The following is a 19,062-nucleotide window of genomic DNA, read 5'->3' as shown; positions in this document are numbered from 1 at the left end:
ACCTAAAATATTTGTATCGTTTGATTTTGAATGTTGGAGCATTGTTTGTGAACATGCATAACAAAAGGGTGGTATAAGACAACTTAACTCAGTGGTGTTGTATAAAAGTATAGACTACATAATAGATGTTAAAAAGTAGGTACAAATTGCAGCTTGAGTATTGTAATTATCAATGTACAAATTTTCCTAATACCACTGAAAAATGAAAATCCGAAATGGCGTTACGGTGAACCATATCACAAATAGGGATTTAGTGAGGAATACAAAGAAATAAAAAAGTGAAATTATTAAAAAGTTTGCAAAGAATCCTAATGTTAAAGGTTATCGTGATGTGGATGAACTCTTTGCAGATTTTGATAAATGATAAAGTATGAGATTAAAAATATAACCTAGTGTACTGACCTGATGACTTTTAGTTAAATAACTTAGGATAAATTTTCAGTCTGCAAGACGGAAGAATGAGCCGTAGCGGGCTACGGCGATTGATGACAACGAAGCAGATGGGAATTTATACAAGTTATTTGGCAAAATATCAACAGGTCAGTACACTAGTTTAAGAAAGATTATAAAATTGCTAAGCGTCGAGGATTGGATATAGGTTGCTATGTTTTTACCAGGTGCTGACAACTTTCGATTTTTGGAGGTAAAGAGAATGATGAATTTAGTGGCACTTCCGTGCCTCTGTGTAGATGTTTTTGATGGAACGGATGAACTGCGTGCTGGTGGTGAAGCCCTCAATTTTGCAGTTCATGCATCAAAATTTGAGGAGTTCAATGTTTCGATATTGGGTGCGGTTGGGCAGGATTTCTACGCAAAATTTATTATGGATTCTATTTCTGATAAGAGAATTGATGTAAGTCATGTAAGAGTTGAAAAGGATAAAGTAACTGCAAATAATCGTACATATCTTACAGCTGACGGTGACAGATATTACAAAGATGATTCATGGACGGGCGATATTGTTGATAAAATGATATTGAATCAAGATGAATTGGATTTTATCAAAAATTCGGAGGTTGTATTTGTACATTTTTGGGCAGGCTGTTTTGGACAAATTATAGATTTAAAAAAGAATAATAACTTCAGATTGGCAGTGGATTTTGCAGAATATCGTAATTTTAAAGATATGGAAAAATATGCACCATATATAGATTATTTCATGATTAGTGGAGAGGAATCAATTCTCCCGATATTTGAAGCATTTTCGAAGAAGTATAAAGGACTATTTAATGTGTCTTTAGCTGATAAAGGAAGTGTTACATACTATAATGGTGAAAAATATTTTGTCAAAGCTAATGAAGTTAAAGAAGTGATTGATACTACAGGATGTGGAGATAGCTACCATGCAGGATTGGTATGTTCTCATTTGATAAAGGGGGATATTTACGAGGCTATGAGAGTTGGTACAGGATTTGCAACAGAGACTCTGTCCCATTATGGTGGATTTTAACAACTTCCTGTTTGACAAAATCTCTATTTTTTATGCAAAATTAGCAAAAGTGTCTTTAAGCAAAATGTACTTGATTTGGAGACAGGAACATTGGAAATATATGCAATCACTGCGGAAAAATTTGAAATATTGCATTATGTTTCAATTCTGGATTTAGAGAAGATATAAAAGATTTTGTATTTTGCAAAAGAGAAACTTTATCATATGGTAATTTAAGATAATGATAATGGTGTGGCTAGGTGGTTAGTGGAGCTTGTTTAATGCAATAATTTTTTGCCAGGACAATATGACTTTATGGAGAAAAATATGTGTAAAGAACTAAAAAATTAATTTACAGGATACCGAATGGGAATATGATTATATTGACCATGATGGGAATATCGCGAGAGCATATGAAAACAGCGGAGGAATATTATAATGTCAAAAGATGAGTATTTAATCACAGATGTGCCTCTTAAAGCACTGACGGTTTTTGCACTGCCGATGATTCTTGGCAGCTTTTTTCAGCAAATATATAATATGGCTGACTCAGTTATCGTCGGCAGGTTTGTGGGCTCCTCAGCACTTGCGGCTATCGGTGCATGTGCGGCACTGACAAATGTATTTATTTGCGTGGCATTGGGGGGAGGTGTTGGTGCCGGTGTGTTTGTGAGCCGCTATTTCGGTGCCGGAGAGTACGGAAAAATGAAAACAGTCGTGTCAACATCCTTACTTAGTTTTTTGATTCTAAGTATAGTTCTTGGTGTTTTTGGCTTTTGCTTTTCAAACCCGATGATGAGGGCATTACAAACCCCTGCTGATATACTGGATGATGCAGTGTTGTATTTGCGGGTTTATTTTGTGGGATTTCCGTTTTTGTTTATGTACAATATCCTTTCAACGATGTTCAATTCCATAGGCGAATCAAAAATTCCGTTAGGACTCCTGATATTTTCGTCTATCTTAAATATCATTATGGATCTTTGGATGGTAGCAGGTCTGAGGCTTGGCGTGTTCGGTGCGGCACTTGCAACTTTGATTGCACAGGGCATTTCCGCCGTATTATCTCTTTTACTTTTTTTGAATCGGATGCGGCAATATGAGAGTAACTTTCAACTATTTGATTGGTGCGAGCTTCATTCTATGTTTAGAATAGCTGTTCCGTCAGTGCTCCAGCAGTCTACAGTGTCTATTGGTATGATGATTGTACAGGCAGTTGTAAATCCTTTTGGTACACAGGCACTTGCGGGTTATGCGGCGACGATGCGGGTAGAGAATGTTTTTTCTCTGATTTTCGTATCAATCGGCAATGCAGTTTCGCCGTATGTTTCCCAAAACCTTGGTGCAAACAAACCACGGCGAATCAAAAAAGGCTACAAAGCTGCATTAATATTGGATATGTGCTTTGCAGCCATTGCTTTCATCGTCATTGAAACGATGCACACGCAAATTTCCTCGCTGTTTCTTGGTAAAGATGGAACAGCTCTGGCATATCAGGTATCCGGGGATTATATGAGATGGCTTGGATATTTTTTCATTTTTATGGGGATTAAAATGGCAACTGATGGAGTTCTTCGAGGTCTTGGAATCATGCGGCCATTCCTTATTGCAAACATGGTAAACCTGGCAATCCGCCTGTCAGTTGCATTGATTTTTGCACCGCGTTTTGGTATTGCTTTTGTCTGGCTTGCTGTACCGGCCGGTTGGTTTGCGAATTTTTTAATATCCTATGTAGCTCTTAGAAACTCATGGCCGACTGATAAAGTGGAAATCTCCCAATAATCTAAATTAATTTATTAGGGCTGAAAGAGCGATTGAATGTTTTGAGGTTATAGACAATGGCTTGCATTGAGAGAATGAAATTGTGTTGCCGGTTGAATTAGTAAAAAGAAAGGGTACGAGGGTGTTATAATGTCAAAGTTTATGAAAACATTATGTGGAATAGCAATTCCTGTTACATTGCAAAGCATGCTGCAGGCATCATTTTCAATTGTCGATCAGATAATGATCGGACAGATGGGGGAAACTAATATATCAGCAGTTGGATTATGCGGTAATTTTTCTATGATTTTTTCAGTGGTGATTGGTACGGTAAGTACAGTTGCAGGGACACTGATTGCACAGTTTATTGGAGCTGAGGATGCAAAAGAGGTCTGGAGCAGCTTTAATAGAAGATTATGTATGCAGGGTTAGTTGGTGCAGTTGTTGTGTCTGATTGCTGCATATGTATTCAAGTGGGGGATTGCAGGTGTGTATATGTTACTTACAACAGAAGAAATATTCAGGCTGATTGTGTCACTGGTTATTTTTAAAAAAAGAAAATGGATGATCAGTTTATCATAGCAGAAAGTGACGGATGAGAATTTTGATTCTGGTATTTAAATATGTGTGGAAGTATGGTAGTATATAAAAAGACTATGAGGGATTAGGAGGTATATATATGGAGTTTGTTTTTTTGAATGCCGGCAACGGCTTTATGGGATTTTATGGTTTTCCGGGAATGTTTTACCGTATGGATCCTACTTATTCATTGGTTGTAATAGGTGCTGTTATATGTATGATAGCATCGGCTAATGTGAGCAGATCATTTAGTAAATACAGCAGATACGGCTGCAAGAGAGGAACAACAGGTGCACAGGCGGCTGAAAAAATTCTTCACGATGCCGGTATATATGATGTGCAGATACGACATATTTCAGGTGACTTGACTGATAATTATAATCCTGGAAATAAAACACTTAATTTATCAGATAGTGTTTATGGTTCTTCGTCAATAGCAGCAGTCGGGGTTGCGGCACATGAATGTGGTCATGCAATACAACACAATGTAGGCTATATTCCTATTAAGATAAGAAGTGCGATAGTTCCGGTTGTAAACTTAGGTTCAAAACTTTCATGGCCCATTATCATACTTGGTGTGATACTAGGCTCGTTTAATATGTTAAATATAGGCATTTTATTATTTGCCCTGACACTTGTGTTTCAGATAGTGACACTTCCGGTAGAATTTAATGCATCTTCCCGTGCATTAAAGATACTTGATAAAAGTGGAATGTTATATAAAGATGAAGTGAGAGGTGCAAGGAAAGTTCTCACGGCAGCAGCAATGACATATATAACGGCAACGGTATCTACACTTCTTCAACTGTTAAGACTTATTCTGCTGTTTGGAAGAAGAGATGATGATTGATATTTAGTGATTACAATACATTTGTGTTGTAATTGGAATATCTGTAGTGGGAAAAGTGATATATGTTTATATAAGCGGGAATATGTCATGAAAGTTGGTTGACATTTCAATCATATGCTTGATAATATAATATTAAGTATGTGTATATGCAGAAATAAATAATATGATAAAGATAATAGTTTAAACTAAAAATACACATAGGATTATATATTGTTAAATTATGGAGGATAAAATGGACGACTCAGCTTTAAAAGGTGAATTGATAAACGGGCTTGCAGAGGCATTTAATGAGAATCATTCACAGAAACCGGAAGGTTCAAGATTTAATAAGGCGACAGGTACACTTATGGCGTCAAATACATTTGTAAATCTTGCACTTAGTTTTGTGGATGGTGATGGCTACATTAAAGGAAAGGTATATAAGTGTAGTCATGTAGAGAATGACCATGTAAGGATAATAGGGGAAAATGGCAAAGAAATACAGATAAATATAAATGATCCTGATTTTTCATTTAAGATAAATCCGAGAAAAGTAGAAAAATAGTTTTAAAACAGAAATGTACTCTCGAAATCTTCCAAATGAAGAATTTTGAGATGTATTTTTAAAATCTGCCAAAATGATTCATTTTGAGAAGATACCGAGAGTACATCAGAATAAGAATGGAGAAAAAATGGCAGAAAACAGACATAGTATAGAAGAGAGAGTTGAACTCTCTCTTTTGTATGATTTTTATGGGGCATTGCTTAAGGAAAACCAGCGTCGTATGTTTGAAGGGAGTATTCTTGATGATTACAATCTTGCTGAGATAGCGGAAGATGAAAATATCACAAGACAGGGTGTACATGATGCGATAAAAAGAGCCTGTAAACAGTTGCGTGAATATGAACAAAAGCTTGGTCTTGTCGAGAAGTTTGAAAAGCAGAAAGAACTTGTAAAAAAACTTCATATCATTCTTAAAGGGATGAACATAGGTGACGAGGGTGAACTTGAGGAAGTCTATTCTATCATAGACGAGATACTCGACGAAGAATAAGAGTGTTGGCATAATTGTAACAGTTCAGCCTTTTATTTCTTACATTCATAAACCTGCCAGCGAGCTGTCAGTCGCTGCTTTGCAGCTTTTGTTTATTTCATTTCAGAAATGAAAGGCTATTCTACCATAAAAAGATAATTGGCAATACAATGAACAAGCTCATTGTATTGCCAATTATCTTTTTATGGCTGAACTGTTACCCAAATTTAAAAAATGTCAAGAAAAATACTTGACATATTTTTTTGGCTGTATTATACTGTTCAAGGTGTCAGAGAAAGTGCTGTGTGTGCAGATATTATATATTAGTATATGTTGCAGTGCTTTTATAAATAAGTATATTTGTTCAAAGGGAGGTTGTTATGGCATTCGATAGTTTAACTGAAAAATTACAAAATGTTTTTAAGAACCTTCGCAGTAAGGGAAGACTTACGGAAGAAGATGTAAAAGCAGCTTTAAAAGAAGTTAAGATGGCTCTCTTAGAGGCTGATGTAAACTTCAAGGTTGTAAAGAATTTTGTCAAGACTGTTCAGGAAAGAGCTGTCGGACAAGATGTTTTAAATAGTCTTACACCGGGACAGATGGTAGTCAAACTTGTTAATGAAGAGCTTGTAACCCTTATGGGAAGTGACACTACAGAGATAGCACTCAAGCCATCAAGTGAGATTTCAGTGATACTCATGTGTGGTTTGCAAGGTGCCGGTAAAACGACAACAACAGCAAAGATTGCAGGCAAGCTTAAGAAGAAAGGCAGGAGACCTTTACTTGCAGCCTGTGACATATATCGTCCGGCAGCTATAGAGCAGTTGCAGAAAAATGGCGAGAAACAGGGTGTTGAAGTTTTCACTATGGGAACGAACCACAAACCTGTTGATATAGCAAAAGCGGCTATAGAGCACGCTTCTAAGAACAATCTTAATGTTGTTATTCTTGATACGGCTGGTCGTCTTCACATAGATGAAGATATGATGGCTGAGCTTCAGGAGATAAAAGAAAATGTAGAGATAGATGATACTATTCTTGTGGTCGATGCCATGACAGGTCAGGACGCAGTAAATGTTGCGACTACCTTCAATGAAAAGATTGGTGTTGACGGAGTCATTCTCACAAAGCTTGACGGTGATACAAGAGGTGGTGCTGCACTTTCTATCAGAGCAGTCACAGGTAAGCCTATTCTCTATGTAGGTATGGGTGAAAAGTTATCAGATCTTGAGCAATTTTACCCTGACCGTATGGCTTCAAGAATTCTTGGTATGGGTGATGTACTTACACTTATCGAGAAAGCGGAAGCTGAGATAGATCAGGACAAGGCAAAAGAGATGGAGCGAAAGTTCCGCAAAGCTGAGTTTGATTTTAATGATTTCCTTGATCAGATGGCACAGATGAAAAAGATGGGTGGCATCCAAAGTATTTTAAGTATGCTTCCCGGAATGGGGCTGCCTGCTGATCTTGAGATAGATGACAATATCTTTAAGGGCATAGAAGCTATTATTTATTCTATGACGCCTGAGGAAAGAGGAAACCCTGCTATTATAAATCCATCAAGAAAGCGCCGCATCGCTAAAGGTGCAGGTGTGAATATTGCTGAGGTAAATAAACTTATGAAGCAGTATGAGCAGTCAAAGAAGATGATGAAACAGATGTCAGGAATGATGGGTGGCAAGGGAAAGAAAAAAGGTAAGTTTTCAATGCCGAAATTGCCTTTTGGTTTTTAAAAAGTTTTCAGGTTTTACATTTGTGCATTGCATAAGATATGTGAAATTTGATATAGATGATTATTTCAAGGAGGTGAAAACATGGCAGTAAAGATCAGATTAAGAAGAATGGGTAAGAAGAAAGCACCTTTCTATAGAGTAGTTGTTGCTGATTCAAGAAGTCCTAGAGACGGAAAGTTCATCGAGGAGATTGGTACTTATGATCCAAATCAGGATCCTAGCGTATTCAAATTCGATGAGGAAAGCGCTAAGAAGTGGCTCGCAAATGGTGCAAAGCCAACTGAGACAGTAGGCAAGCTTTTAAAAGAGGCAGGTATCATGGAGTAATTTCCGGATATGGTGCAGGACGGACAGACAGTTTAAAGACTGTCTTTTCGTCGTTTATAAACTGATTGCCAAAAAGGAGGTTTCAGGTTTATGAAAGAATTAGTAGAAGTTCTTGCAAAATCCCTTGTTGATTATCCGGAACAGGTCACTGTTACAGAGACTGAACAGGATAATGAAATTCTCTTGGTTTTGAAGGTTGCTTCAGATGACATGGGAAAAGTTATTGGAAAACAGGGACGCATTGCAAAAGCAATACGTGCTATGGTGAAAGCAGCAGCTTCACGAACTGATAAGAAAGTTATTGTTGAGATAGAGCAGTAATCGTTGCAGTGAAAATCTATTGAGGATATAAACTGCGGCATATATATTTGCCTGTACCATCTGGGTATGGGCTTATTTTATATAGATAATTTTTATGGAAAATCATATGGAGGAAATATGACGGATTTATTCAGAGTAGGAGTTATAGCGAATACGCATGGAGTGAGGGGAGAGGTCAAGGTTTTTCCGACTACACAGGAGCCGGAGAGATTTAAAAAATTGAAAGATGTAATACTTGATACCGGAAAAGAAAAAATAGACCTTGAAGTAAAGGCTGTAAGATTTTTTAAAAATCTTGTTATCGTGAAGTTTAAGGGAATTGATAATATAAATGATATAGAAAAATACAAAGGCTGTGACCTCTATGTCACGAGAGAAAACGCCATACCTTTAGAGGAAGGTGAGGTTTATCTTGCAGACATTATAAATTCAAAAGTAATAACGGAGGACGGCGAGGAATTTGGTGAACTTGTTGATATTTTGGAAACAGGTGCAAATCTTGTATTTGTCGTAAAACACGATGGAAAAGAGGTGCTTTTGCCGGATATACCTGACTGTGTAAAAGAAGTAGACGACAAAAATAAGGTGGTAACGGTTCATATAATGAAAGGATTACTTGATCTATGATGAATTTTCATGTGATGACATTATTTCCTAATATGATAAACAATGCGATGGCAGAAAGTATAACAGGCAGGGCGATAAAGGCAGGTCGTATAACTGTAAATGCCGTAAATATAAGGGATTTTGCAGGAAATAAGCATAACAGTGTCGATGATTATCCTTATGGCGGAGGGGCAGGAATGGTTATGCAGGCGGCACCGGTTTATGGATGTTATAAGGCGATACAGGAAAGAATTTTGTCAGCAGAGGATGTAAAAGATAACAGTTGTGCCTGTGAAAGAGATAAAGACGCAATGGATTTAGCTGATATTTCTAAAGAAGAACAGCAGAAAGAATGTGATAATACAGATAGTTATTTCTTTGATGATAAAAAAAAGTCTGACGATGAGAAGAAAATAAGAGTAATATATCTCTCACCACAGGGAAAAACATTTAATCAGGAAATGGCGAGAGAGTTCGCAAAAGAAGAAAATCTTATTTTCCTTTGCGGACATTATGAGGGCATAGACGAGAGAGTTCTTGAGGAGATAGTCACTGATTATGTTTCGATAGGAGATTATGTGCTTACAGGAGGGGAACTTCCAGCTCTCGTTATGATGGACACTATCTCAAGACTTGTTCCGGGTGTTTTAAACAATGATATGTCGGCACAGACAGAGTCATTTTCAGATAATCTTCTGGAATACCCTCAATACACAAGACCGGAAAACTGGGAAGGTAAATTTGTACCGCCTGTGCTTCTGTCAGGAAATCATAAAAAACTTGCCGAATGGTATAGGGAGCAGTCTATTATAAGAACTGCCAAAAGAAGACCCGACCTTATAGAAAGGGCAGAGCTTACACAAAAAGAGCGAGAGCTTGCCGAGATGATAATGGCAGGAGAGGATGAGAGTGCTGATAAAAAATAAAAGATTTTGTTTAAAGTTATACGATATAAATATTTGCACACAATGAATTTTATATTTTCAGATGGTGGATATATGGAATGTTAAAAGAAAAGTATTTAAATGCAGATGAAAAATTTGAGAAATTGCTCTATAAAACCGGGATGATTATCGGAGTCCTTTTAATAGTTGTACTTTGTATAATAGAGATTTTACATATAGATGTTTTACATATTGTGAAATGTTCGTTTCATACATTGACAGGACTTTACTGTCCGGGGTGTGGAGGAACGAGAGCAGTCGTATTTCTGTTAAAAGGAGATTTATTAAAATCTTTTTTATATCATCCGTTTGTGTTATATTGTGTGGTGTTTTACATATTATTTATGGCAAAGGGAACATTGGCATATATTTTCAATGATGGAAAAGGGTATATGAAATTCAGGATGTGGTATGTATATGTCGGAGTTGCTTTGCTTTTAGGACAGTTTGCGGTAAAAAACTTTCTTTTGATAGTTTGTGGGATTGATATATTAAAGAGTTTATGAGAATAGTGTGCAAAATCCATATGCACAAGAGTGGGAATTAGTATTTTAAATATGTACTCTCTAAATTCTTCGTTTAGAAGATACCTAGAGTGCATTAAATTAAGAATGGAGGAATGACTATGGAGAACGAAGAAAATAAGGTTTCTTTAGAGAAAAATGATAACGAAATGAATAATGAGACAAATGTTTCATCTTATCAGAATGAGAATTATGGGCAGCAGGAACAGCAAAATGTTGGAAATACAAATCCATATGGCAATACGGATAATTCATGGAACAATGCAGGATACCAGGATGTAAACGGACAGGGAGCAAGCCAGAGTACATTTAGTCCGTCAGGGTTTGCGATAGCATCTCTTGTACTTGGAATTTTGTCACTTGTATGCTGCTGTTTCTGGTATGTTTCAGGTATATTTGCGGTAATTGGACTTGCATTTTCGATAATCGTTCTTGTGAAACATAAACCCGGCAGAGGTATGGCAATAGCGGGGCTTATCTGTTCGGCAATAGGACTTATCATAGCGGTGATTATGGGAATTATGGTTATCTATATCGGAATGAATATGTCTGCTGATGATTATAAGAAGATAATCGACCAGATAAATAGTATGGAGTAGGGGAAGTAAAATAAATTCTAGAAATTTATGGAGTTGGAGGTGAGTTATATAATGACTAAAAATAATCTGGGTATGCGGGAAATAACAGTGGCTGAAGCGGAGAAACTTGGCATAGATTTGTCTATGGCTAAAATCTGTAGGATATTACGAAAACTTGCAAAACTTGACAGACTGAAACTTGATGAAACGGAGCACAGGAGCGGTTTGAATAAACATTTATTTCATTATATTGAATATTGTGGGGAAACTGTGCTTGAGTATGTGAAAAATTATCTCTCAAATTTGCAGCCATATATGATAGAAAGAAGAAAAGACCAGGAAAAGAAGAAATCTTATATCTGTGTTATAGACAATATGTATCGTATTTCGGTATATATTAATGTTGACAAAAGTTTTGGAGAGGAAATGATAGTTTCGTTTCACGAAGATAATATAAGAGGTGTGGCAAAGACAAATGCTCTTATTAAAAATAAGAGAAACAGGCTGGTGCCGGTTTTTGCAGACAGCTATGGCAGTATTGATATGCAAAATGGGAATGTATCTGTAAAAGTGCTTGCGCAGAGAGGCATGAAAGTTTTACCGTTAGATATTATTGGCTTTAAATGCAAAGATATGTTTATTGTGAGGGAAGCTGATATTAATAATCAGTTTTTAAATTATTGTAAGGAGTATATAAGAGATTTATATACAAGCAATTTAAACCTGGATTTTGACAAGATTGAAGTGTTTTCAATGTTACAGCAGATTAGTTTTACATCATATGGAAGAGATACATTTTCTTCGGTATCATTGCTGATTGATTCTATGGTTTCACAGCCTGATGCAATAAGCAGGCAGGCTGCGGATTTTGCACTTATAACTTTTGTCCAGTCATTGCAGTTGACAGATGAGCAGAAAAAGGAACTTGTTGAGTTGTTGAATGAAAAGTATATGGTGACAAGTATAAGAGGGATAGACGATATTTTGTATCGTGTAAAAACAGCTCTTGGAAATGATGACATTTTTCCTGAACTTGATATTTTAGAATAATTTATAATATTTTGATGCAAGATAATAAGTTGACGCAAGAAAGCAAATAGAATAGATTTCATTGATATTAAAAACATAGTATAAGCAACTACAAGCATTGTTCAAAAAATAATGGTCATAGAACATCACTATTTTATCGTGTTTTTTGCGGCTATTTTAAATATAATTATAAAAAAGAATTTAATAGTATTTACTCAGGGATTTTGCGAATGTAATTATAGTGAACCGGAGTGGAGTTTAATTTCGTTAAGGGAAAAATTTTAGGTGATTTATTTATAAAATTGAAACATTACAGGAGGTAAATGTGATTGACTGGTATAATGTGGATGTTATTACCTGTGCTGCACCTAATTTGAGAGAAAAGCCGGGAAATATACATAATCCGGGTGATGATGATAAATGTGTAAAAATAAGTGATAAAAAACTTTTGGAAATTCAAGAGAAACGCTTAAGAAGAATTTTGGATGTAGCTGTGGCTGAGGGAGAAGAAGCTGTGATTTTAGGAGCATTTGGCTGTGGAGCTTTTATGAATAAACCGGAAGTTGTTGTTTTGGCGGCAAGAAATGCAATAAAAGATTATTTGAATGCTTTTAAAGTAATTGAGTTCGCTGTTTATTGCAGTCCCAGAGATGACAGAAATTATAAAACCTTTGACAGGGTGCTTAAATCTATGGCACGATAAAATAACTTGACGAACATACATTCATGTGATAACATACTTATAAAAGTGGCGAAAGGAGCCAAACTTAATGGGACGATTTGTAAATCCGGATAACAGTGCGTTTCAGGTTGCATTAAATTCAAAAATATATGTAGATAAGACAGGTTTGCTTGAATATACAAACAGTGTTCTTGGGACAACTGAGGCATATATATGCAACAGTCGTCCGAGACGGTTTGGCAAATCATACGCTGCCAATATGTTTGCGGCATATTATAGTAAAGGCTGCGACTCTAGGGAGATGTTTTCAGGGTTTGCAATCGGCAAAAAAGAAGATTTTACAACACATCTGAACAAATATGATGTAATTCATATTGATATTCAATGGTTTCTTACAAATTGTGACGATATAGATAATTTTGTGGCATTTCTTACAAAGAGTATATTAAATGAACTTAAAGTTATTTATCCGATGGTGATTACATCAGATATAACAACTATTCCGCAGGCACTTTCCAATATTAGGGAAAAAACGGGAAATAAGTTTATCGTTATCATAGATGAATGGGATGTTATCATCAGGGATGAAGCTGCAAAAGAGAAAGTGCAGGAGGATTATATAAATTTTTTAAGAGGTATGTTTAAAGGTGTTGAGCCGACAAAATATATAAAGCTTGCTTATATTACCGGAATTTTACCGATTAAGAAAGAAAAGACACAGTCAGCATTAAATAATTTCGATGAATTTACCATGCTTAGTGCAGGTGCGTTTGCATCTTATATAGGTTTTACAGATGATGAGGTGAAAGTATCCTGCACTTGTTGTTGAACTTAAATGGAATAAAAATGCCAAAACTGCGATGCAGCAGATTAAGGATAAAAAATATACGGAGTCATTATCAGACTACATTGGAAATATTTTAATGGTTGGTATCAATTATGATAAGTCCGATAAAAAACATGAGTGCATTATCGAAAAGTACAGTAAAAACAAATAGTTGCAAATAAGATGAGCAAAATATATTTTTTGCTCATTTTTTTCTTCAGTGTTTCATATATATAATTAGATAATATGACTATGGGTAATAGTTAAACCTGGATAACAGTCATAAAAAATATATATGGGAGCGGTATATATGGAAGAATATAGTGTATATAATGATATTTCAAAGCGTACGAACGGCGAGTTTTATCTTGGAGTCTGCGGTCCGGTCAGAACAGGAAAGTCAACATTTATAAAGAAATTTATGGAAATGTTTGTACTTCCGGGCATCAGGGATGAAAATGACAGAAAGCGTGCAATGGATGAACTCCCTCAGTCGGCGGAGGGAAAGACCATAATGACTACTGAGCCGAAATTTATTCCTAAAGAAGCGGTAAAGATAAACCTTTTTGATGGCAATGATATAAAAGTCAGGATGGTTGACTGCGTCGGCTATATCGTGGAAGATGCAGGAGGACTTATGGAGGGCGAGCGTGAGCGTATGGTTATGACTCCGTGGTCGGAGGAGCCGATGCCTTTTGCAAAGGCTGCTGAGTATGGAACGAAAAAAGTGATACATGACCATTCAACGATAGGAATAGTTATAACAACCGATGGTAGTTTTGGAGATATTTCAAGACAAAGCTATAAAGCCGCAGAAGATAAAACTATTTCTGAATTAAAAAGCATAGGAAAACCATTTATAGTAATAGTAAATTCGGCAAATCCTTTTGGCGAAAAGGCGAAAGATGTGATAAACGAGATAAAAGAAAGAACCGGAGTAACTCCTGTAGCACTTAACTGTATGCAGCTTAGCCGTGAGGATGTAAGCAGGATAATGAAAAAAATTCTTGACTCATTTCCTGTAAGTCAGGTTTCGTTTTATCTGCCAAAATGGGTTGAGATGCTTAAAACAAGTCATTGGCTTAAACAAGAGCTTGTATCAAAAGTCAGGGATATTCTTGCAAAAGTAAGCTGCATAGGTGACATAAATAAGGAAAATATGTTATCAGACAGCGAATATATCAGACAATTTGATATAAACAGTGTTGATATGACAAACGGAAATGTAAGCATCTCGGTTAAATTTGATGAAGAAAAATATTATCAGATATTAAGTGAACTTGTTGGTATGGATATTAAGGGAGAGTATGAACTTATACATATATTAAAAGAATTTGCCAAAAAAGGGCAGGAGATAGAAAAGATAAGCGATTCGCTTGCCGAGGTAAAAAGGAAAGGCTACGGAGTAATAACTCCATCAGTAGAAGATATAAAGATAGACGAACCGGAACTTATACATCATGGCAATAAATTTGGTGTAAAATTAAGAGCAACAAGTCCTTCAATCCACCTGATACAGGCTGACATTGAAACGGAGATAGCTCCGATAGTCGGAACAAAGGAGCAGGCAGAGGATCTTGTCAGATATATCGCAGGCGGAGAGGATATAGTTTCGGAGGATGGACAGTCGGGCATATGGGACACAAACATATTTGGAAAGACGGTACGACAGCTTGTTGAGGAGGGAATAGAATCGAAAGTAAATAAGCTGACTGACGAAAGTCAGGTAAAACTTCAGGACACGATACAAAAAGTAATAAATGACAGCAACGGCGGACTTGTATGCATTATCATATGACATAACAACGAATGCAATTTTCCAAAGAAAAGCAATGCCTGCTTGCAGGAAAATGATTTTCTGGAAAATTATATGAGTGAAACGACCAGCGAGAAAACGAAGTTTTCGAGCTGAGCATTCGTTGTTATGTAAAAGTAACAGTTCAGCCTTTTATTTCCTCAATTCATAAACCTGCCAGCAAGCTGTCAGTCGCTGCTTAGCAGCTTTGGTTTATTTCATTTCAGAAATGAAAGGCTATTCTACCATAAAAAGATAATCAACAATACAATGAGCAAGCTCAAGTATTGTCAATTATTTTTTATGGCTGAACTGTTACATATAAAAATGCAATTTTCCAAAAACAGGTTGACAAATGTGTCAACCTGTTTTAATATATTAACTGTATTAAGGATGTTAATACAGTTAATAATGATAATACGGTTGTGGGAGACTTTGTTATCAGGAAGGATTGGGGATATGGCTGCAGGCAAATGTTTTGCGGGATGAACATAGGCTGCAAATAAGCGTTAGAAGCGTATATGACGGGAGGTGAGAGAAAGTGATTCAGATAAATTACCGTGATTCAAGACCAATTTATGAACAGATTAAAGATGGGATAAGAAAACTTATCGTGCAAGGGATTATGCAGAATAATGAAAAGCTGCCGTCAGTCAGGGAACTGGCAACATCGCTTACTATCAACCCAAACACGATACAGAGAGCGTATAGGGAGCTGGAAGCAGAAGGTTATGTATATACAGTGAAAGGAAAGGGTTGTTTTGTGGCGGGTGTTCCGGAAGAAAACACAGCGAGGAAAAAGGAGCTTTTAAAAGAAATCGCAGATGCTTCGGAGGAACTTAAATTTATGGGGATACAAAAAGATGAGGTGATTGCTGTTATAGACAAAGCGTGGAAGATTTAAAAATCATTAGATTTATCTATAAATTATTTTGCGATATTAACATTAACAGATAGGGTGCAACAGGATTTGAAAATGATTTGATAGTTTTGTTTGTCATTTGGTGATGATAGTTAAGATGCAGCAGGTGGGATGTATGGCAGCAAAATTGCATAACAGAAATGTGTGCATAATATGTAGTGCAAAAAACAGCACGGAAATGAGGTAAATATGATAGTTGGAAAAGATGTATGTAAAAGTTTTGAGGGGTTTAAAGCTCTGGATAATGCGTCGTTTCATGTCAGAAAAGGTTCGGTACATGGGCTTGTAGGACCAAACGGTGCCGGAAAATCTACACTTATCAGACACATAACGGGAGTGTTTGAACCTGACAGCGGAAGTATAAATGTGGCAGGTGAAAATGTTTTTGAAAATTCTGTTATAAAAGAGAAAATAGCATATATTCCTGATGATATATTTTATTTTAAACAGGCGAGCCTTGATGACATGATGAAATATTATGCGGGAATTTATAAAAATTTTGACAGGGATTTATATGAAAAACTTTGTGGAGGATTTCCGGCACTTAACAGAAAGATGCGTGTCAGGAGAATGTCAAAAGGTATGCAGAAACAGTCGGCATTTTTACTTGCGGTCAGCATGAGACCGGAAATACTTGTGCTTGATGAGCCGGTTGACGGACTTGACCCGGTTATGAGAAAACAGATATGGAACATTCTCTTAAATGAAGTGACTAAGTACGGCGTGACGGTGCTTGTGTCTTCGCATAACCTCAGGGAACTTGAAGATGTGTGCGATTATGTAGGGATTATGAACAAGGGAAAAGTTATAATAGAGCGTTCACTCGCTGAGCTTCAGGGAAGTGTATCAAAGATTCAGATAGCGTTTGCAAATGAAGTCCCTGATTTTGAAAAATATGTAAATGTAGTAAATCATTCAGTTATGGGTAAGGTTCATACACTTATTGTAAAAGGGGACTCCGAAACAGTGGAAGATAAGCTTATGGGTTTAAATCCAATACTTATGGATCTTTTGCCGCTTACGCTTGAGGAAATATTTATTTATGAGTTGGGAGGAGAAAATTATGAAGTTAAAGACATCTTATTTTAATAAGGCTGTGTTTAAAAAAGATATGACACAATTCTGGTCATTGTGGGCGGTTGAGATAGTTATATCTCTGCTAATCTTTATAATGCCTCTTATGAGCAGGGTAAATGGAATAATACGGGAATATACGGGCAATACATTAAATGCAAGAAGTGATATAAAAGAATCTCTGATATCATTTACAGCAGTATTGGCAAATCCGGTATTTTTATTTGTAATGGCAATAGTAGTAGCAGTAGTTGTATTTCAATATACGTTCAATTCAAGAGAAATGTATATGATACATTCATTGCCGGTCAAAAGGGAAACATTATTTATATCACATTATATTGCAGGTGTTGTTATGCTTTTGATACCGTATGTGATAGGATTTGCCGGATATCTTATAGTTGGAAAGATGTATTGTGCCGGGCTTACGATAAGTCTGCTGCTTCTGGCATTTGAAGTGTTTGCAATGATACTGCTGTTTTATGGCATTGCGTGTATGGTAGTGATGGTAAGTGGAAATAGTATTATGTCAATTTCTATTTATTGTGTATTAAATGTACTTTATATAGGACTTTATATGATGTTCATGTCGGTAAACCAGATGTTTTCATATGCAGATAGAACTGTTGATATGGAAAACATCCTGACCGGAAGATATGCATGGCTTAGTCCAATCGTTTTTTTATATAGAAAAACAGGTTTTAAATGGACCGGTGTGAAAAGATGGTCAGACAGCACTTCTTTAAAATCGGAGATAATAAGATGGTCAGAAATATTACCGTTTGTATGTGCATTTGCGGCAGCGATAATCATTTTTATTGCCGCTCTTCTGTTATATAAATATCGCAAATCTGAAACAGTAGGGGATATGATAGCATTTAGTTGGGGAAAACCGGTTTACAGGACGGTATTTGCGATAGCAGGAGGAATGTTTTTTGCACTTATAAGCTGGACCGTATATTTTCAGCAGGGTGTTGCGGATACAATGAACGGAGAGGGCGCATATGATATTGAAAGACTTATGGATATTGTTATGCTGCTGATGATATGTGTAATAATATGTTATTTTGTCAGTGAAATGATGTTAAAAAGGACATTTTTTATCTGGAAAAGTTTCAGCAGAAAAAATTTCCTGATTGTTGTCGGAGGAATGTTAATGTTTCTGGTTTTGGAGGTGACAGGTGTTATTGGCATAAAAATTCCAAAATTAAATAATATCAGTGAACTTGAAATTACATCAGAAAATAATATTTTATATACGGATAAAGATGATATAAGTAAGTTTGTTAAATTGAATAAAGAGATAGAAGAAAAACGATTAAAGTCAGATGGAGATTCAACCTGCGGTGTCAGCTTTTGCTACAGATTAAAAAATGGAACTAAGAGAGAATTTTCGTATGAACTTCCGACAGGTCAGGGGACAATATCTGATAAGATAGTCCAGTGTGCAAACAGAAGCAAGCAAAAATATGAGGCGATTTTTTCAAAGGCGTATAAAGATGGAGGCTATAAATTACAAAATGTAGAGGTACAGGATTGTGATGGAAATTCTGAAAGTACAACATATGCTTCAACAGAAGAAGCAAGAGAGAAAATATATGAAGCCGTCTTAAAAGACATTGAAGAAGGAAATATAAATATATTAGATTTGTCATATCAGGGGGAGTCTGATGACAAGAGGCTGAACTTTAGGACATATGTAAATGAGAAGATGGCAGACAAATATAAAATGGGGGCTTATGAAAGAAAAAGTTTTTATGTAAATAATAAAAATCAATTTACGGAAAAAAAGATGTTAAATATAAGTTTTAAAGCAAAACACACACGGAGAGTAATAGAAGAACTGACGAATGACGGCAAGCTTAAGTTATTAGACTCAAAAGAACAATATTATGAATAATAAAAAATCCGCATGATTGTCTGGATTAAATGCAGTTATAAAGAACAGGCAGTAAAAAATATAAAATATAAAACCAATGATTTATTGACAGACTAAATTTCATAACTTATAATTATTTATTAGACTTCAACCTTTTATGGTCGGTCTGCAAACAGATATGGGTTTTGCA

20 protein-coding genes are annotated in these 19,062 nt (G+C 36.0%); all 20 read left to right on the top strand.

Features of this window, described 5'->3' with window-relative positions; translation table 11 throughout:
* Nucleotides 1-652 precede the first annotated feature (652 nt).
* The 20 genes from DWZ63_RS01990 (at nucleotide 653) to DWZ63_RS01895 (ending at nucleotide 18,893) form a co-directional block, all read left to right on the top strand.
* Complete coding sequence (locus DWZ63_RS01990; RefSeq protein WP_055942313.1) at nucleotides 653-1,450, top strand: PfkB family carbohydrate kinase; 798 nt, start codon at nucleotides 653-655, stop codon at nucleotides 1,448-1,450.
* Between the two features lie 417 nt (nucleotides 1,451-1,867).
* Nucleotides 1,868-3,211, top strand: coding sequence for an MATE family efflux transporter (locus DWZ63_RS01985; protein ID WP_055942310.1), 1,344 nt, complete (start codon nucleotides 1,868-1,870; stop codon nucleotides 3,209-3,211).
* 129 nt (nucleotides 3,212-3,340) lie between these two features.
* Nucleotides 3,341-3,622 carry an MATE family efflux transporter gene (locus DWZ63_RS01980; RefSeq protein ID WP_055942307.1) on the top strand — a complete coding sequence of 94 codons (282 nt, stop codon included), beginning with the start codon at nucleotides 3,341-3,343 and terminating at the stop codon, nucleotides 3,620-3,622.
* Nucleotides 3,623-3,869: 247 nt separating this feature from the next.
* Nucleotides 3,870-4,619, top strand: a complete 750-nt coding sequence (locus DWZ63_RS01975; protein WP_330672329.1) for a zinc metallopeptidase — start codon at nucleotides 3,870-3,872, stop codon at nucleotides 4,617-4,619.
* Nucleotides 4,620-4,851: 232 nt separating this feature from the next.
* Entirely contained in the window at nucleotides 4,852-5,163 is a 312-nt protein-coding gene (locus DWZ63_RS01970) for a hypothetical protein (RefSeq protein ID WP_055942304.1), read from the top strand.
* A 127-nt stretch (nucleotides 5,164-5,290) separates the two neighbouring features.
* Complete coding sequence (gene ylxM / locus DWZ63_RS01965) at nucleotides 5,291-5,653, top strand: YlxM family DNA-binding protein (RefSeq protein WP_243020453.1); 363 nt, start codon at nucleotides 5,291-5,293, stop codon at nucleotides 5,651-5,653.
* Between the two features lie 359 nt (nucleotides 5,654-6,012).
* Nucleotides 6,013-7,365 carry a signal recognition particle protein gene (gene ffh, locus DWZ63_RS01960; RefSeq protein ID WP_118498506.1) on the top strand — a complete coding sequence of 451 codons (1,353 nt, stop codon included), beginning with the start codon at nucleotides 6,013-6,015 and terminating at the stop codon, nucleotides 7,363-7,365.
* Between the two features lie 81 nt (nucleotides 7,366-7,446).
* On the top strand, nucleotides 7,447-7,692 hold the full coding sequence (gene rpsP / locus DWZ63_RS01955) for a 30S ribosomal protein S16 (protein ID WP_022013948.1): 246 nt from the start codon (nucleotides 7,447-7,449) through the stop codon (nucleotides 7,690-7,692).
* A gap of 90 nt (nucleotides 7,693-7,782) precedes the next feature.
* Entirely contained in the window at nucleotides 7,783-8,013 is a 231-nt protein-coding gene (locus DWZ63_RS01950) for a KH domain-containing protein (protein ID WP_022013949.1), read from the top strand.
* A 117-nt stretch (nucleotides 8,014-8,130) separates the two neighbouring features.
* A complete protein-coding gene (gene rimM / locus DWZ63_RS01945) occupies nucleotides 8,131-8,640 on the top strand; it encodes a ribosome maturation factor RimM (protein ID WP_055942301.1) in 510 nt (169 codons plus the stop codon).
* Entirely contained in the window at nucleotides 8,640-9,545 is a 906-nt protein-coding gene (gene trmD, locus DWZ63_RS01940) for a tRNA (guanosine(37)-N1)-methyltransferase TrmD (RefSeq protein WP_118498707.1), read from the top strand. The genes rimM and trmD overlap by 1 nt, the downstream gene beginning before the upstream one ends.
* A gap of 77 nt (nucleotides 9,546-9,622) precedes the next feature.
* Nucleotides 9,623-10,069: a DUF2752 domain-containing protein gene (locus tag DWZ63_RS01935; protein WP_055942298.1), complete on the top strand. Its 447-nt coding sequence runs from the start codon at nucleotides 9,623-9,625 to the stop codon at nucleotides 10,067-10,069.
* 119 nt (nucleotides 10,070-10,188) lie between these two features.
* Nucleotides 10,189-10,686, top strand: coding sequence for a DUF4190 domain-containing protein (locus DWZ63_RS01930; RefSeq protein WP_118498504.1), 498 nt, complete (start codon nucleotides 10,189-10,191; stop codon nucleotides 10,684-10,686).
* A gap of 51 nt (nucleotides 10,687-10,737) precedes the next feature.
* A complete protein-coding gene (locus tag DWZ63_RS01925; protein ID WP_118498502.1) occupies nucleotides 10,738-11,715 on the top strand; it encodes a hypothetical protein in 978 nt (325 codons plus the stop codon).
* Between the two features lie 304 nt (nucleotides 11,716-12,019).
* The gene (locus tag DWZ63_RS01920) at nucleotides 12,020-12,397 is read left to right on the top strand and encodes a TIGR02452 family protein (protein WP_243020451.1); all 378 of its coding nucleotides are present in this window, start codon (nucleotides 12,020-12,022) and stop codon (nucleotides 12,395-12,397) included.
* A gap of 67 nt (nucleotides 12,398-12,464) precedes the next feature.
* The gene (locus DWZ63_RS01915; protein ID WP_118498499.1) at nucleotides 12,465-13,205 is read left to right on the top strand and encodes an AAA family ATPase; all 741 of its coding nucleotides are present in this window, start codon (nucleotides 12,465-12,467) and stop codon (nucleotides 13,203-13,205) included.
* A gap of 307 nt (nucleotides 13,206-13,512) precedes the next feature.
* Nucleotides 13,513-15,000 carry a stage IV sporulation protein A gene (spoIVA, locus tag DWZ63_RS01910; protein ID WP_055942287.1) on the top strand — a complete coding sequence of 496 codons (1,488 nt, stop codon included), beginning with the start codon at nucleotides 13,513-13,515 and terminating at the stop codon, nucleotides 14,998-15,000.
* Nucleotides 15,001-15,538: 538 nt separating this feature from the next.
* Nucleotides 15,539-15,901 carry a GntR family transcriptional regulator gene (locus tag DWZ63_RS01905; RefSeq protein WP_055942284.1) on the top strand — a complete coding sequence of 121 codons (363 nt, stop codon included), beginning with the start codon at nucleotides 15,539-15,541 and terminating at the stop codon, nucleotides 15,899-15,901.
* 207 nt (nucleotides 15,902-16,108) lie between these two features.
* Nucleotides 16,109-17,008 carry an ABC transporter ATP-binding protein gene (locus DWZ63_RS01900; RefSeq protein ID WP_118498497.1) on the top strand — a complete coding sequence of 300 codons (900 nt, stop codon included), beginning with the start codon at nucleotides 16,109-16,111 and terminating at the stop codon, nucleotides 17,006-17,008.
* Nucleotides 16,983-18,893 (top strand): hypothetical protein, encoded by a 1,911-nt coding sequence (locus DWZ63_RS01895; protein WP_118498495.1) that lies wholly within the window; start codon nucleotides 16,983-16,985, stop codon nucleotides 18,891-18,893. The genes DWZ63_RS01900 and DWZ63_RS01895 overlap by 26 nt, the downstream gene beginning before the upstream one ends.
* The last annotated feature ends 169 nt before the right edge of the window (nucleotides 18,894-19,062 follow it).

Source organism: Clostridium sp. AF34-13, from assembly GCF_003477845.1.
Lineage (GTDB): Bacteria > Bacillota > Clostridia > Lachnospirales > Lachnospiraceae > Butyribacter > Butyribacter intestini.
The sequence above is the reverse complement of the archived record's forward strand: the minus strand, read 5'-3'. Positions and strand labels throughout refer to the sequence as shown.